General features: G+C 63.8%; 13 protein-coding genes. 11 read left to right on the forward strand and 2 right to left on the reverse strand.

The window, feature by feature from the left end; genetic code table 11:
* Nucleotides 1-276 precede the first annotated feature (276 nt).
* From J2X46_RS23120 to J2X46_RS23155, 8 genes are all read left to right on the forward strand, one after another.
* A complete protein-coding gene (locus J2X46_RS23120; RefSeq protein ID WP_231248478.1) occupies nt 277-576 on the forward strand; it encodes a Dabb family protein in 300 nt (99 codons plus the stop codon).
* Entirely contained in the window at nt 576-1,505 is a 930-nt protein-coding gene (locus tag J2X46_RS23125) for a cyclase family protein (protein WP_310254770.1), read from the forward strand. Before J2X46_RS23120 ends, J2X46_RS23125 begins: the two co-directional genes overlap by 1 nt.
* A gap of 31 nt (nt 1,506-1,536) precedes the next feature.
* Complete coding sequence (locus J2X46_RS23130; protein WP_310254771.1) at nt 1,537-2,721, forward strand: FAD binding domain-containing protein; 1,185 nt, start codon at nt 1,537-1,539, stop codon at nt 2,719-2,721.
* Nucleotides 2,722-2,794: 73 nt separating this feature from the next.
* A complete protein-coding gene (locus J2X46_RS23135; protein ID WP_310254772.1) occupies nt 2,795-3,556 on the forward strand; it encodes an SRPBCC family protein in 762 nt (253 codons plus the stop codon).
* Between the two features lie 34 nt (nt 3,557-3,590).
* Nucleotides 3,591-4,442, forward strand: a complete 852-nt coding sequence (locus tag J2X46_RS23140; RefSeq protein ID WP_310254773.1) for a xanthine dehydrogenase family protein subunit M — start codon at nt 3,591-3,593, stop codon at nt 4,440-4,442.
* A gap of 1 nt (nt 4,443) precedes the next feature.
* On the forward strand, nt 4,444-4,953 hold the full coding sequence (locus J2X46_RS23145; protein ID WP_310254775.1) for a 2Fe-2S iron-sulfur cluster-binding protein: 510 nt from the start codon (nt 4,444-4,446) through the stop codon (nt 4,951-4,953).
* Nucleotides 4,950-7,355 carry a xanthine dehydrogenase family protein molybdopterin-binding subunit gene (locus J2X46_RS23150; RefSeq protein ID WP_310254777.1) on the forward strand — a complete coding sequence of 802 codons (2,406 nt, stop codon included), beginning with the start codon at nt 4,950-4,952 and terminating at the stop codon, nt 7,353-7,355. The genes J2X46_RS23145 and J2X46_RS23150 overlap by 4 nt, the downstream gene beginning before the upstream one ends.
* A gap of 29 nt (nt 7,356-7,384) precedes the next feature.
* Entirely contained in the window at nt 7,385-8,194 is an 810-nt protein-coding gene (locus tag J2X46_RS23155) for a carbon-nitrogen family hydrolase (RefSeq protein ID WP_310254778.1), read from the forward strand.
* A 443-nt stretch (nt 8,195-8,637) separates the two neighbouring features.
* Here J2X46_RS23155 and J2X46_RS23160 read toward each other — a convergent pair whose 3' ends face one another.
* Together J2X46_RS23160 and J2X46_RS23165 are read right to left on the reverse strand one after the other, a co-directional pair.
* Nucleotides 8,638-8,988 carry a cupin domain-containing protein gene (locus tag J2X46_RS23160; RefSeq protein WP_310254781.1) on the reverse strand — a complete coding sequence of 117 codons (351 nt, stop codon included), beginning with the start codon at nt 8,986-8,988 and terminating at the stop codon, nt 8,638-8,640.
* Between the two features lie 91 nt (nt 8,989-9,079).
* A complete protein-coding gene (locus J2X46_RS23165) occupies nt 9,080-10,150 on the reverse strand; it encodes an alpha/beta fold hydrolase (protein WP_310254783.1) in 1,071 nt (356 codons plus the stop codon).
* A gap of 293 nt (nt 10,151-10,443) precedes the next feature.
* On the opposite strand from J2X46_RS23165, the gene J2X46_RS23170 reads away from it, so the two are divergent.
* The 3 genes from J2X46_RS23170 to J2X46_RS23180 all read left to right on the forward strand — a co-directional run bounded on the left by J2X46_RS23170 (nt 10,444) and on the right by J2X46_RS23180 (nt 15,609).
* Nucleotides 10,444-12,753, forward strand: coding sequence for a xanthine dehydrogenase family protein molybdopterin-binding subunit (locus tag J2X46_RS23170; protein ID WP_310254784.1), 2,310 nt, complete (start codon nt 10,444-10,446; stop codon nt 12,751-12,753).
* Between the two features lie 178 nt (nt 12,754-12,931).
* The gene (locus tag J2X46_RS23175; RefSeq protein WP_310254786.1) at nt 12,932-14,536 is read left to right on the forward strand and encodes a sugar ABC transporter ATP-binding protein; all 1,605 of its coding nucleotides are present in this window, start codon (nt 12,932-12,934) and stop codon (nt 14,534-14,536) included.
* On the forward strand, nt 14,533-15,609 hold the full coding sequence (locus tag J2X46_RS23180) for an ABC transporter permease (protein ID WP_310254789.1): 1,077 nt from the start codon (nt 14,533-14,535) through the stop codon (nt 15,607-15,609). Before J2X46_RS23175 ends, J2X46_RS23180 begins: the two co-directional genes overlap by 4 nt.
* The last annotated feature ends 2 nt before the right edge of the window (nt 15,610-15,611 follow it).

Genomic DNA, 15,611 nt, shown 5'->3' on the forward strand with positions numbered 1-15,611 from the left:
GCCGGACTGGCTCCACTTCTACAATCACCACCGGATCCACTCCGCAATCGGCGGCACGCCCATCAGCAGGAACAACAACCTGCCTGGACATCACATCTAGCGGCGGCTCACACGCTCCACAGACGAGCCCCGCCGTCAGACCACGGCGCCCGGCACGTCAGCAATCCCACAAAGACCACCCCCATCTTGTCGGAGCATGCAGAGGCGATCGGAACGGTCGGCTCCCAAACTGACGCAGCGCAGTCGCGCACCCGAGCGTTAGTAAAGGAGTTCCCCATGATTCGCCACGTCTTTTCCTGGCGGGTGGCCGAGGGCCACAGCAACGACGACGTCATCGAGCTGCTGAACACCCTTCGCGAGCCGTATCCCTACATCAAGTACTGGGAGCTCGGCGCACACGAGGGCGACCCGGGTGACAACGGCCAGCCCTTCAGCGGCGTGCTGATCAACGACTTCGAGTCCTGGGACGACCTGCAGAAGTACTCGATCGACGAGTTTCACCTCGAAGTCGTGGCCAAGCTCAAGCCCAAGCTGGCCGAGCGCGCCGTGGTCGACTTCGTACGTGAGGAGTCCTGATGGGCGAAAGGGCAGGCATCAAGGTCGCGTCCAGTCCCTGGGGACCGGATGACCAACTCGGTGCTCTCAACCACCTGAGCCCCGAGGGCTCTGCCTCAATCCTGGCGCGCGTCGACGGCTCCAAGAGCTACGACCTCAGCATCGACTACTTCGTCGGCATGCCCAGCTTCCAGGCCGCAGGCGACCCCAGCTACCAGCTCTTCATGAGTCACACCCCCAGCGGCACCGTCGTCGACAACATGAACGGGGCAGGGGAGGCCGGAAATCGGCACGTCTGCTACTCCGGCGATGTCGTCTTCATGTACACCCACACCGGCACGCACATCGATTCCCTCAGTCACTTCGGAGTCGACGGGCACATCTACAACGGCTTCTCCGTCGAGGACAATCTCGGTAGCCGTGGATGGACCAAGGGCGGGGCTGAGGTCATCCCGCCCATCATCACCCGAGGCGTCCTGCTCGACGTCGCCAAGAGCCACCAGGTCGAGTGTCTGCCCGATTCATATGCGATCACCATCGAGGACTGTCAGAAGGTCCTCGACGATGCGGGCATCACCCTGCAGGCCGGTGACGTCGCGATGGTCCGGACTGGACGCATGGGTTTCTGGCCCGATGGTTCGAAGGTCCTTGGCAATCCTCCTGGACTCAGCCTGGAAGCGGCCAAGTGGCTTACCGCTCAGGGCATCTCGGCTATCGCTGCCGACCAGGAGTGCGTCGAAGTCGGGCCCTCCCAGCACGAGGACAATTGGCTGCCCGGACACTGTCACTTTCTCGCCGAGGCCGGAGTTCCGATGATCGAACTGGTCAACCTGGAGGACCTGTCTCGCGACGACGTGAACGAGTTCTGTCTGATCGCCGCGCCGATCCGTCTGCGTGGCGCGAGCGGCGCACCGCTTCGCCCCATCGCGTTGCCGTTGCGTGCCAACTGAACGCGACGAGCCACGGACAAGGAGTAACAGGATGGGTATGCCGAAGATTGCTGTTGTCGGCGGATCGATCGCGGGCCTGACCGCCGCGAACGTGCTGCGCGACGCCGGATGCGAAGTGGACGTCTACGAACGTAGCGACACGCTGCTCTCGGGTTTCGGCACCGGGATCGTGGTTCAGCCCGAGCTTGTCCGCTACCTGCTGGAGCGCACCGCAACAACGCTGGACGACATCAGCGTCCCCAGCCACGAGATGCGGTACTTCGACGCTGCCTCTGGAGAAGGCGTGGGCAAGGTTGAGGCAGGATGGCGCTTCACGGCCTACAACGCCGTCTACCAGAAGTTGCTCGACGCCTTCGGGACAGAGCGGTATCACCTGGGCAAGGAACTCGTCCGCGTGGCCCCCGGCATCGACAGCTCCTCAGCCGTCTTCGCCGACGGCACTGAAGTCGTCGCCGACCTCATCGTGTGCGCGGACGGCGGCGGCTCTGTTGCGAGGCGCCAACTGCTCGACAGGACCCCCGACTACGCCGGCTACGTGACGTGGCGCGGGATGGTTGACGAAAGTGACGTCTCAGCCGAAACGTGGGACTTCTTCCAGGACGCCTTCACCTACGGGCTGCTACCCGATGGACACATCATCGCCTATCCCATCAGTCAGGTGTCCTCCGAAGGTGTCGTCACGGGCGACACCCGACTTAACTTCCAGTGGTACTGGAACGTTGAAGCCGGAGCGGCCCTTGACGAATTGATGACGGCGAATGACGGAAGCAGGCGTCCCGTTTCCGTTCACTTCACAGCGCTGCCGCAGCCCAGCCTCGAAGCATTCCGCGGCCGCGCAACCACCCAACTGGCGTCCGTGTTCCGAGACCTCATTATCGGGGCGCCGCAGCCATTTGTAACCATCGTCGCTGACGCCGATGTGCCGCAGATGGCCTTCGACCGAGTCGTTCTCATCGGGGATGCCGCGTTCACACCGCGGCCACACGCTGCGGCCGGAGCTGCCAAGGCGGCTGCTGATGCATGGACGCTCGCCGATCGGCTCGTCGAAGCGAACGGTGACGTCACTGACGCTTTGAAGGCGTGGGAACCTGAGCGGTTGGCCGTAGGAGAGGCATACCTGTCCAAGGTGCGGGCCATGGCCGCTGTTCTGCAACACGGGGGAGAGTTTCCCCCTGGGGCGTCCGAGTACCGATTCGGACTCCCGCAACCCGCGTAAATACGGGGCACGTCCCCGCTTGCCCGCGCCTGACGCACTATTGGAACGGCGCCCAGCCGAAGAGGAGAAACCAGTGCAGTTGCTCAATGAGTTCGAAGTAGCGCTCCCGCCCGAAAAGACGTGGACCCTGCTCACAGACCTGGAGAAGGTTGCGCCGTGTCTTCCGGGCGCCTCGATCACTTCGGTTGATGGCGACGACTACCACGGTCGCGCCAAGATCAAGGTTGGTCCGATCACCGCCGAGTACAAGGGTGTTGCCCAGTTCAAGGAGCTCGACGAGAGCGCGCACACTGCCGTCCTTCTCGCACGCGGCAAGGACGCCCGCGGGCAGGGAGATGCCACCGCTAACGTTCGGGCGACGCTCCACCCGAAGGGCGGGGGTACGCGCGTCGTCGTTGAGACGGACCTCGCGCTCACCGGCAAGGTCGCTCAGTTCGGACGAGGGGTGCTTGCCGATGTGAGCGGGGCACTGATGACCATGTTCGCGCAGCGGCTGCAGGAGATGGTGGCGGCCGAGGGTGCGTCGGAGTCGACCGCGTCCTCTGACACAGCTGCAACGGCCGCACCCGAGGCACGCTCCGGAACCGCGGCAACGCCTACCCGGGCGGCGTCCACCCAGACGTCCACCCAAGCGCCCGCCCAGACGTCCAATCTGGCGGGCTCGCGCGGGAGTGACCGTGATGATGAGGTGCTCGACGTCCTGGCGTTGGCGGGCGGCATGTCTTGGGCCAAGGCCCTTCCAACCGGTGGGGCGCTTGTCAGCGTCGTAGCCGCACTGATCAGTGTCTTCGCCGCCGGATACGCGTCGGCGCGGGCCCGGTCGGTCAATCGTTGATGTCACAACTCACCGCTGATTGAAGGAGCACGCCGTGAAGCCACCCAAGTTTCGTTATGTCGCACCAAAGACGCTAGACGAGGCTGTCGAGCATCTGGCGTCTGACCCGGACGCCAAGGTGCTGTCGGGTGGTCAAAGCTTGATGCCGCTGCTTGCGATGCGGCTTGCCGCGCCCTCGATCCTGGTCGACCTGCAGCATGTGCCGGGCCTCGATGGCATCGACGACCAGGGCTCATCCGTTCTGATCGGAGCGGGCGTGACGCACCGAGAAATCGAGCGCTCAGATGTGATCGCACAGCGTCTACCGATCTTGTCGTCGGCAGTGGTCCACATTGCCCACCCCCAGATCCGATCCCGCGGCACCTTCGGCGGAAGCACTGCCCATGCCGACCCATCCGGAGAGTGGCCGACAGTCCTGCTCGCGCTCGGCGCAACCATGCACGCGGTGGGTCCTCGTGGACGTAGGACGATCGAGGCGGACAACTTCTTCGTCGGCCCCTTCACCTCGACCCTCGACGAGGACGAGATCCTGACTCACGTCTCGGTACCCACCACGCGCACTGCATGGTCGTTCCAAGAAGCGGCAGTCAAACGGGGCGACTACGGACTTGCCCTTGTCGCTGCCACCGGTATCCCTCGCGATGGACAGCTTTCCGAAGCGAGGGTCGCGGTCGGCGCTGCGGTCGGCTCGGTCCGAAGGCTCACGGACGTCGAACGTCTCCTGTCTCAAGGCCCCGTGACCGACGCTCTCGCCGAGGAGGCAGCGGTGACCGCAGCCGCGTCGATTGACCCGATCTCGGACATTCACGGGAATAGCGAGTACCGCCGGAAGCTGGTCGCCACACTCGTAAGGCGTGCCGTGCTCGAACTCAAGAACGGAGCGTGACGTGTCCACAACTCCCGAGGAGCGCCTGGACGTCTCCATGACGATCAATGGCCGCCGCTACCGCTCAACGGTAGAAGCACGCCGAACGCTGGCGGACTTCATCCGCGAGGATGCCCAACTGCCTGGCACCAAGCTCGGATGCGAGCACGGCGTGTGCGGCGCATGTACGGTGCTGCTCGACGACTTGCCCGCGCGATCGTGCCTCACCCTCGCCGTGCAGGCCGAGGGACGCCAGATCCGCACCGTCGAAGGCCTAGCCGACGGCCAGGAGTTGAACACCCTTCAGCGCGCATTCCGAGAGCAGCACGGACTCCAGTGCGGTTTCTGCACGGCCGGCTTCCTCATGACGGCAACGGCGTTGCTGGAAGAAAACGCCACCCCTACACGAGAAGACATCGTCGAGACGGTCTCCGGTTCTCTGTGTCGGTGTACCGGCTACCAGACCATCGTCTCTGCGATCGAGCAGGCTGCGGCCGAGGGTCAGAACGTCACGAACGGGGATGACCAGTGAAGAAGCTCGACAAGCACCAGCACATGAACACGCCGGTTGTGGCGGCTCGATCCGTCGGAACCCGGGTGCTGCGATCCGAAGACCCTCGCCTTCTCACCGGGCGCGGTCAGTTCATCGCCGACATCGACCTGCCACGCCAGCTGCACGTGGCATTCGTACGCAGTCCTGTGGCGCACGCGCGTATCACCAACATCGACTTGTCCGCGATCCGTGACGCGGACGGTGTCGCACTGGCCTGGTCCGGGAAGGACGTGGCCGCATTCTGCGAGGGCCTGGTCGGTGAGATGGCAGTCGAAGGCTGCGTCCCAACCACGATGCCGCTGCTTGCGGGAGACGAAGTTCTGTACGTCGGTGAGCCTGTCGCCGTGGTTGTGGCTGAATCGCGCTACGCGGCCGAGGACGCCTGCGAGCTGATCGACTGGGACTTCGAGGAGCTGCCTGCCGTCATCAACATGGACGCGGCGGCCGCCGGCGGGCCTGTTGCGAACCCACAACTGCCCGACAACATCGGACTCAACGGCGGCGCCAGCTTTGGCGATGTCTCAGCGGCATTCGACCAGGCCGCTCAGATCGTGGAGGGGCGGTTCTACACCTGTCGGGTGTCGGCGGCGCCGATGGAGACGCGCGGCGTAATCGCCGACTACGAGTGGGCGTCTAAGACGCTTCGTTTGTGGTCGAACACTCAGATGCCGCACTACCTCAAGTACATGCTGACTGCCTACCTCGGTTTCCCAGAGCAGAGCGTCGAAGTCATCACCCCCGACACCGGCGGCGGATTCGGCATGAAGGCACACGTCTATCCCGAAGAGATGTTGCTGCCGCTCCTTGCCAGAGAAGTCGGCCGGCCCGTCAAGTGGATTGAGGACCGGCGAGAGAACCTCGTCGCCGGCGCCCACGCCCACGAGCAGTACGTCGACATCGCCTATGCGCTCGACGCTGACGGCAAGATCGCCGGAGTCCGCACGCACGCCCTTGGTGACGGAGGGGCCTACCACATGCCCCCGTGGTCGATGGCCGTAGAGCCCTGGTGCGCCGTCGTTATGACACCCACCGGGATCTATGACGTGCCGGCTGCCGAGTACACCTACAAGGCCGCAGCCACCAACAAGACGCCTGTCGGCGCTTACCGCGGCGTCGGCTACATGGCGGGGACATTCGCACGCGAGTGCCTCGCCGACGATGCCGCCCGCGCGCTGGGAATGTCGCCCTTTGAGTTCCGCCGACACAATGTCGTGCGTGAGTTCCCGTGGACCAATCCGCAGGGCATCGTGTACCAGGAGGGAAGCTGGCGGCAGACGATCGACGCCCTCGAGGAGATGGTCGACTACACGGCCTTCTTGCGTCGCCAAGCCGAATTGCGCGAGCAGGGCCGATACATCGGACTTGGCCTCAGCTGCTTCGTGGAGAGCAGCGGCGAGAGTTCGGCGACCAGCCTTGAGCATGGACTCGCCGACGTCTACCACGACACAGCAACGGTCCGTCTGAATCCCAACGGGACGGCCAACGTGACCATCGGTCTGTCCGCGCAGGGCCAGGGGCTCGCAACGACGATGGCACAGATGGCTGCCGACACCCTGGGGATCAAGGTGGAGGACGTCAGCGTCCAGACAGCGCGGTCGACGGACCACGCGTACGGCTCGGGCACCATCGGGAGCCGTGGCGCAGTTGTCGCAGGTGGGGCGGTCGCACGAGCCGCAGATGTGGTCAGGGAGAAGGTGCGGCAGGTCGCCGCCCACATGTTGGAGGCGTCGACTGACGACATCGAACTGGTCGACGGTCTCGCGTCGGTCAGGGGCGTCTCAGACGCGTCCGTGTCCATCGCCGATGTGGCCACCGCGATCTACTTCGACCTGGACTCTTGGCCAGAGGACTTCGAACCCAGCCTCGAGGCCACTCAGGCCTATGACCCCTCTCAAGCGATGTTCAGCAACGGCGGACACGCGATTTTGGTCGAACTCGATGCCGAGACCGGGTTTGTGCGTTTCGAGAAGATCTACTCTGTCGAGGACTGCGGCACGGTCATCAACCCCAACATCGTCGAAGGACAGATCCGAGGCGGGGTTCTGCAGGGCATCGGCGCATCGGTCTTCGAGGAACTCGCGTACGACGAGTCGGGCCAGATCCTAACGACCACTTTCCTCGACTACGGGTTGCCCACCATGGACGTCGCGCCGCCGTTCGAGATCCACCACCTTGAGACGCCTTCCTCGCACTCGGCTTCGGGGGTGAAGGGAATGGGAGAGTCGGGTCTGATCGCGGCGCCCGCGGCCGTCTTGAACGCCGTCAACGACGCCCTTTCTCCGTTCGGCGTGGTGCTGCGTGAACTGCCTTTGACGCCCGAGAAGGTGCTCGATGCAATGTCGTTTGCCAAGACTGCCTCCCGTCCGGACGAAGGTCAGTGACCGGAGTGGTTGAGACGGACCCAAACAGCATGCGCGTCGCCCTCCTCCAGGTCGCGTACGGCGACGACGAGCCCTTGGCTGATCGGGTCGAGCGCGTCATCCGGTGGATTCGTGAGCTCGAAGCCGCAGACTTGGTGGTGCTTCCAGAACTGTGGGCTCATGGCGGATTTGCCTCTACAACGTGGGACGCGACGGCTGAGCCGATTAACGGTCCCATCGTCGAGCAGATGGCGGCAGTCGCCCGCGATGCTGGCGTCTGGCTCCACGCCGGATCGATCATCGAACGAGCGGCAGACGACGCCGATCAAGGCGCCGAGGGACGCGGACTCTGGAACACCTCTGTGCTGCTCTCGCCACACGGCAGCGTGCACAAGACCTATCGCAAGATCCACCGTTTCGGGTTTGGTGACGGAGAACCGCGCCTGCTGGAGGCTGGAACGGAAATCGCCATCGCCGAACTCGCGCACGCCGGCAGAGCCAACCGCATCGGCCTGGCTACCTGTTACGACCTCCGGTTTCCGGAACTCTTTCGTGAGCTGGGCGACCTCGGTGTCGACGTCATTGTCCTCCCGGCAGCCTGGCCGATGCCCAGAGTGGAGCACTGGCGGCTGCTCGGTCGAGCACGAGCCCTTGAGAATCAGACGTGGGTGCTGCAGTGCAATACCGCAGGAACTCACAGCGGTATCGAGATGGGAGGCCACTCCCAGGTCGTCGCGCCGACAGGCGAGGTCGTAGCCGAACTGGGCGCCGACGAGGACGTCCTATTCGCCGACATCGATCTGAACCTCGTCGCGTCAGTCAGGGCGAACTTCCCGGTCTTGGCCGACCGCCGGATGTGAGCGGTCGGCGCATCTCGTCGGGTCGGTAACGGGGAGCCGGCAGCACGATGTGGGCGCGTGCGTGCCACGAGCCGCCGCGAAACTCACTGTTGGCTGGGCGGTTTGTCCATGTTGTGACTTCACAAGGTCACGCGCCGCCACGCGAGGGAAGACATCAGTCACCGACCGACCATCCTTCACTTTGCGCGAGAAAGACGTTATAGCGGTCGCAGGCGAACCGGAATCGGGAGGGCGCCGGCATTGGCGTGCCGCCCCGCGGCGTGCGCTCTTGTGGCGGCGTGGCGATGCCGATGCGACGCCGGCTGGCGCAGGACGATCCAGGCGCATCCCCGGTTGACCCCTCGCCTGTGATCGTCCCCAGGGCCGATGGGTCGGTCGCCCGACGGCAGCCGCCCCGGCCATCTGTGATGACCGGGGCGGGGAGAATGCGCGATGAGTGCCGTTCAGTCCGCGAGTACCCAAACCTCACGGAACTTCGTGTGGAAGGTCCAGGTGGAGATGTGACCGGCAGGAAGGAAGGCCTGCATGCCTGCCTTCAAATCGACGCGTGAGCCGTTCTCGAGCTCGATGGTGACTTCGCCCTCAAGAACGTAGATGATCTCGTTGTACTCCAGCTCGTAGGTCGTCTTCGACGGCTCACACTCGAAGACGCCGGTCGCCCGAGCGCCGCCTTCGTAGTTCTCGAAAAGGGTGAACCCGCGACCCTTGGGATCTCCTTCATGGATCGTGACCCCTTCGGGCTGCCACGTCTCAAGCTCGACGGTCCCTGACTCGACGGCCTTGATCTGGTCCATTTGTTCCTACCGTTCTGTAGCTTCGGGCTGCTGCGATGGGTGTGGTGTGGCCCGCGCGGCGCTGCGGTCGCGAACGCCGCGCGGAGCCGGTTCAGGGGTGGAGCTGGTTAGCGAGCCAGTCCGCCATGCGCAGACGCGGGGCGGGTCCGAGGTTGTGACAGCAGTGATCGCCCTCAGGTTCGAGATCGATGATGATCTCGGCGTTCACGGCGTACTCTTGGAGAAGGTCCAGTTCCGTAATGGGCGTCTCGTCCTTGGCCCCGTGCATGACGTAGGTGGGGACCTTCAACCTTGCCAGTACGGGACGCACGTCAATGTTCTCCCGGACGCGGGCCTGAGCGGTGTCAAGATCAGGTGACTTGGTCACGTACTGCCAGCTGAGCTTCGTCATGGGGTACTCGAAGTCCCAGTCGTCCATCTGGACGAAACCCCCCCAGGTGACACACGCACGGAACCGATCGTCCATCGAGGCAGCGCGCAGCGCGTAATGTCCACCGAGGCTACGACCCAGAACGCCAATCCGGTCCCGGTCGATCGTTGCGTCCAGCGTTTCGAGGTGGTCGACCACGCGTGAGGTGTATCGGTGATAGTCCCCAGCAAGCGCTACGTCTTCGAACATCTCACCCTGGCCCGGACCGTCGAAGGTGAAGGTGGCGACGCCACGCTCAAGAAGGAGATTCTCGAACATGTAGCTCTCCTCCTTCGTGCTCTCCAGGCCGCCGAGCAGCACGGCGCAAGGGACTGGGCCGTCTGCCCCCTTGGGCAGGCGCAGGTAGCCGATGATGACGGTGTCGTCGATCGGGAGGTCGACGCGCTCGGCCGGCGGGTCGAGCAGGGGAGCGGCTCGGTGGTAGAGGCCTGCCTTTCGAAGTTGGCCCTTCGGGCGTCGCTCGTCGAACCACAGGAACTGTGCGTACTGAGCGGCCATGGATCCAACCCAGAACCAGTAGCCAGCGGTGAGGTCATTCCCCTCGGCGAGGGCCGTCTCACCCATGGTCTCGTACTCGTCTGCCTTAGCCATCCAGAAGTCGAACCACGACATGGCGGCGTCCCGACGCTGCGCGGCCAGGAGGTCAGCGAACGGCAGACCGTCCATCAGTAGGCGGCCCCAGTTCAGCATCTCTTCTTCTGCCGTCGGGACGGGTGGGGTCTCGGTCGTCATCTCTTCTCCATAGGTCGGGAGCCAGCATCTTCCCGACTGCACGAACGTGAGCCGTCTACATGTTCCGCGAAACCTGAGCGATTCTTTGCCGACCACCTAGCAACTGGACCGCACATGTACATGTTCTGCCCATAGTGCGGTTGCGCTTCTTCCGCCTGCGAGCAGCGCCAGCGTTTCGTGCGTGGCGACACTGCGTGTCTCGATACATCGCACAAAAGTGAGGACGAGCAGTGAGTAAACCTGGCGCTTCCGGCGGCCTCGGCCCTTCAGCCAAGCGATACGTGGGACAGCCCGTGCGTCGTCGTGAGGACCGCCGACTCCTGCGGGGTGATGCACGCTTCGTAGACGACGTCGACCTTCATGGGCAGCTGTACATGAGCGTGGTGCGTTCATCTGAGGCTCATGCGGTTGTGGTCTCGGTGGACGCCTCTGCTGCTCGACGCGCACCAGGCGTGCGGCTTGTCATCACGGCCGACGACATCGACGCTGAGGTCCCCCTCGAACAAATCGGCTATCACGAGGTTTACCCGCAGATCGATGATTATCTTCACCCGGTCTTCGCCGCCGACCGCGTCCGATACGTCGGGCAGCCGGTTGCCGCAGTCATTGCTGACACGCCTTATCTAGCGGAGGACGCCGCCGGTTTGGTAGAGGTCACCTACGACCTCCTTCCCCCCGTACTCGATCCGCAGTACGCGCTCACTGATGAGGCCGAACCGCTCTTCGAAGGGCAGTCGAACGAGGCCGTGCGGATTGTGAAGCAGTACGGCGACGTTTCCGGCGCCTTCAAGAAGGCTGCGCACATCGTCGAGGGTCGATATGTGGTTGGACGTCATTCTGGCGTCCCGATGGAGACCAGAGGTTGCATCGCAGAGCCCGACCGTGGGCGTAAGCAACTGTTCATGTGGGGCCCCGTCCACACTCACGACTGTCAGCGCCTGATCGCTCAGGTCCTTGAGCTGCCGCTCATTGACCTCCGAATGAAGCATGTGGACATCGGAGGGAACTTTGGTGTTAAGGGTGGGGTCTTCCCTGAATACATCATGGTCGGTTGGGCAGCGCTGCGATTGGGACGCCCAGTCAAGTGGACCGAAGACCGACTTGAACACATGGTGGCGAACGCGCACGCTCGCGAACAGGTCCACGAGATGTCCGCAGCTTTCGACGCCGACGGTGTCCTTCTCGCGTTGAAGGACGAGATCTGGCACAATCACGGCGCGTTTATCCGACAGGCTGAGCCCCTCGTCAGCGATATCACTGTCGGGATGGTCCCCGGCCCCTACCGAGTGCCCGCTTATGACGGTCTCCTGCACGTCGTGGTATCCAACAAGACACCTTTGTCTGCGTACCGTGCCCCGGGCCGGTTTGAAGGGACCTTCGCGCGAGAGCGCCTGTTCGACCTCGCGGCCGAACAGATCGGCATCTCGCAAATCGAGATCCGGCGACTCAACCTGCTGACCGAGGCAGACCTCCCGTTCAAGCCGGGCATGGACATCTGTTTTGAGCCGTACCACTTCGACTCAGGTGATGTCGTCGACCACCTGGACAAGGCGCTCGAATCAGCACGCTTCGAGGAGTGGGAACAGGAGGCCGCGGAGCTACGAGCGCAGGGCCGTCTGGTCGGCAACGGAATCGGCATGTTGATGGACAAGGCCGGCCTCGGCCTGTACGAGACGAGCGCCATCGACGTGGACGCGTCGGGACGGATCCGCGTTCGGACAGGCGCCTCATCCGTCGGTCAAGGCATCGAGACCGTCTTGGCGCAGATCGTTGCGGAGGAGCTTCAGGTTGACCCGGAACTGATCGACGTCATCCATGGCGACACCGAACTCGTCCCAGAGGGCGTCGGTTCGTGGTCGAGTCGGTCCACGGTCTTGGCGGGGGGAGCTGCGCGCCAAGCTGCTCTCGACACGCTGGCCAAGGCCAAGCGTCTCGCCAGCGAAATGCTTGAAGCGAATGTGGACGACCTGATCCTCATCGACGGCCGCATCGTGGTATCAGGGCTGGAGCAAGAGGGCTTGAGTCTGGCCCAGATCGCCGAACGGTGGGATGGGTGGTCTGCCAGGCTGGCCAACGACGAGCCGGGTCTTGGCGCACAGGCGGTCTACCTGGATGAACACATGAACTACCCATACGGCGTCACACTCGTTCAGATCGAGATCGACCCAGCTACCGGTGGTCACACTCTGAGGCGCTTCCTCACCAGCACCGAAGCCGGGCGAGCGATCAATCCGATGACCACCCGTGGTCAAGTGATCGGTGCTGCAGCGCAAGGCATCGGCGGTGCTCTTTATGAAGAGTTCCTCTACGACGAAGCCGGCCAGCCGTTGGCGACGTCCTTCATGGACTACCTTCTGCCGACCTCCCTCGACGTGCCTGATGTCGAGTTCTTCATGACCGAGGACGCTCCGACGCCCAACAATCCGTTCGGAGCGAAGGGGTTGGGCGAGGTCGGCCTCATCGCTGTTGGCGCAGCCGTGGCAGGTGCCATCGACGACGCCTTCGGCGAGGGGGTACGCACGACCAAGGTGCCCGTCCCGCCCGAGACGCTGTGGCAGCGGTCGCACCCCGCGCCGCCTACTGACGGAGCCGTCCCGATGTGAGGCACAACACCCGGAACACGTCAAAGGGTCCTCTCGCATTGTCTGGAATCGACTAGTCCGACTCGCTGCAGAAGATCCACTGTTGCCTGGCGTCGCGGCGCGGCAGGCCGCGTCGGTGTTAACCGCCGAACCAAAGCAGCGGATCTATGTGTGCAGCTGCCACCCCCAGGAGTAACCGATGAACGATCAGACCGCGACGAACCTCACCGAGGTCGAGCAAGCGAGGAAAGTTGCGCTCGCTGTGCAGGACGTCAGCAAGACCTACGGGGCCACCCGTGCTCTCGACCGGGTCTCCCTCGAGGTGACGACTGGCGCGATCCATGGCCTGATGGGTGGCAACGGATCTGGAAAGTCGACGCTGATCAAAATGCTGGCCGGCGTCGTCACTCCCGACGAGGGCAAACTGTCGCTGAAGGGTGAGTGGATCGATGCGCGCTCGCACACGCCTGCGCGCGCCAAGGCTTCCGGGCTCCACTTCGTCCACCAGCAGAACTCGACCTTTCCGGACCTCACTGTCGCGGAAAACCTCGCGCTTGGTCGCGGCTTCGAGTCGACCGCCGTCAAGTCCATAAACTGGAAGGCGCAGAAGGCGCGGGCAAGGAAAGTTCTCGACCGCTTCGAGATCGACGTTGCCGCAGACACCCACCTGGTCCGCCTATCACCCGCAGCCCAGATGATGGTCGCCATCGCTCGGGCCCTTCAGGATCAAGATCACACCGACGAGCGCGGCGTGCTGGTTCTGGACGAGCCGACCGCCAGTCTGCCGAAGCACGAAGTCGACGTTCTTCTTACAGCCCTGCGACGGTATGCCGCCGACGGACAAACGATCATCTACGTTTCGCACCGTCTCGAAGAAGTCACAGCCATCACGAACGAGGTGACGGTACTTCGCAACGGCTGCGTCGCCTCGCGCCTGACGGGAGCCGAGATCAGCCACGACACTCTTGTGGCGGGAATCACCGGATCATCTTCGTCATCCCAAAATTTCGGGTCGCGACGCAGCGCCGACGCCATTGCGAGCCGAGTGCACCTCTCGCAAGGCGCCGGCTTCCGAGAGACGGCGCTTACTCTCAGTCGCCGCACTTCGGATGGTCTGAGCGACGAAATGTTGCTCGTCCGCGCCGGCGAGATCGTCGGGATCGCAGGACTCCTCGGATCGGGTCGTTCGCGCATGCTCAAGCAAATCTTCGGCGCGACTCCACGAGATGAGTTCGACGTGACGGTCCGATCCGGCACGGTGCCGTCCTCCGACATGCGTACGGCGATGAAGCGCGGTTTGGCCTTCGTGCCGGAGAACCGCTTGCGCGAAGCTGCACTACCCGAGCTCAGCATCGCTGAGAACCTGTCGATCACCTCCCTCAGTGAACACTCACGAGCGGGATGGATCCGGCCCGCTCGGGAGCGCATGGCCGCCCAGCACCTGATCAACGAGTTCGGTGTTCGTGCTCCGAGCACGAGCGCACCATTGACGGCTCTTTCAGGCGGAAACCAGCAAAAGGTGATCCTCGCACGGTGGCTGCAACGTCGTCCCGACGTCCTCCTACTCGACGAGCCAACCCAGGGCGTCGACATCGGCGCTCGCAACGAGATCCACGACCTGGTGCGCGCCGCCGCGTCCGCCGGAACGGCCGTGCTGGTGGTCTCATCCGATTTCGGGGAGCTGGCAGCGCTGGCTCAGCGAGCCGTAGTCATCAGCGGCGGCGAGGTCGTCGACAGCGTCGACGGGCCCCTGACCGAGGACATCCTCAACGACACCGTGTACGCACAGGAGAAGGCACTATGACTCACACCCAAGACACCACCAACGGGCCCGCTGGGTCTCCGGACCCGGCGACGCTGCCCGCTCCTGTCGGCTCCGCCGAGGCGGAGCAGAAGCGCAAGGCCGCACGCGCACGTACGGGCAAGGCACGTTTCGTCGACTTCCTCGAGTCCTACGCCCTACTGGTCATTCTTGTTGTGATCGCGTTGTTCTTCTGCTTCTGGTCAGAGACGTCGTCTACATTCCCGACGCTGGCCAACATGCGAATCCTGCTCGCGAGCCAAGCCGTCATCGGAGTCATCTCGCTCGGAACGCTGCTCCCGCTTCTCTGCCAGGAGTTCGACCTCTCGGTCGGCAACATCGCCGGGCTGTCCGCGATCATGGTCGCTGCGTCAGTGTCCTCCAACGGAAGCGTGCTGGGCGCGGTGGCGATTGTTCTCGCCATCGGAGTGGTGATCGGCGGAGCCAACGCACTGATCGTCACTCGCCTTCACGTCAACGGCGTCATTACCACGCTGGGCATGTCGACAATTCTCGGCGGGATCATCTTGCAGCGCACTGGTGGCCTGGCCCCAGCGAGCAACATCCCGCAGTCCCTGACCAACTTCGGTACCGGTCTTGTTGCCGGCGTCCCGGTCATCTTCATCACCCTTCTCGTGATTGCGGCGATCACCTACTTCGTCCTGAACCACACCTCCCTTGGCCGTCAGATTTACGCCGTCGGGTCAAACATGGACGCTGCGAAGCTGGTGGGTCTGCGGACCGACGGGCTGCGCGCAGCAACATTTGTGGTCGGGGCGCTCCTGTGCGCACTGGGCGGACTCCTGTACGTCTCGCGCGCTGGCGGTGCGTCGCCCAACGTTGGGGCTACGTTCCTCCTGCCCGCTTTCGCGGCTGCCTTCCTCAGCGCCGCATCGGTGCGACCGGGCCGTTTCAACGTGTGGGGCACGATCATCGCCGTCTATTTCCTAGCAGTGCTCAATAACGGGCTCAGCCTGGCCGGCGTCGACCCGTACGTGAACGACTACGTGAACGGCGGTGCGCTGATCGCTGGAGTCGCGCTGGCTACCGTGCTGTACCGCCGCCGGACTACCTGACC

Origin of the sequence: Nocardioides sp. BE266 (assembly GCF_031457855.1) — a bacterium.
In the GTDB taxonomy this organism is placed as follows: Bacteria; Actinomycetota; Actinomycetes; order Propionibacteriales; family Nocardioidaceae; genus Nocardioides.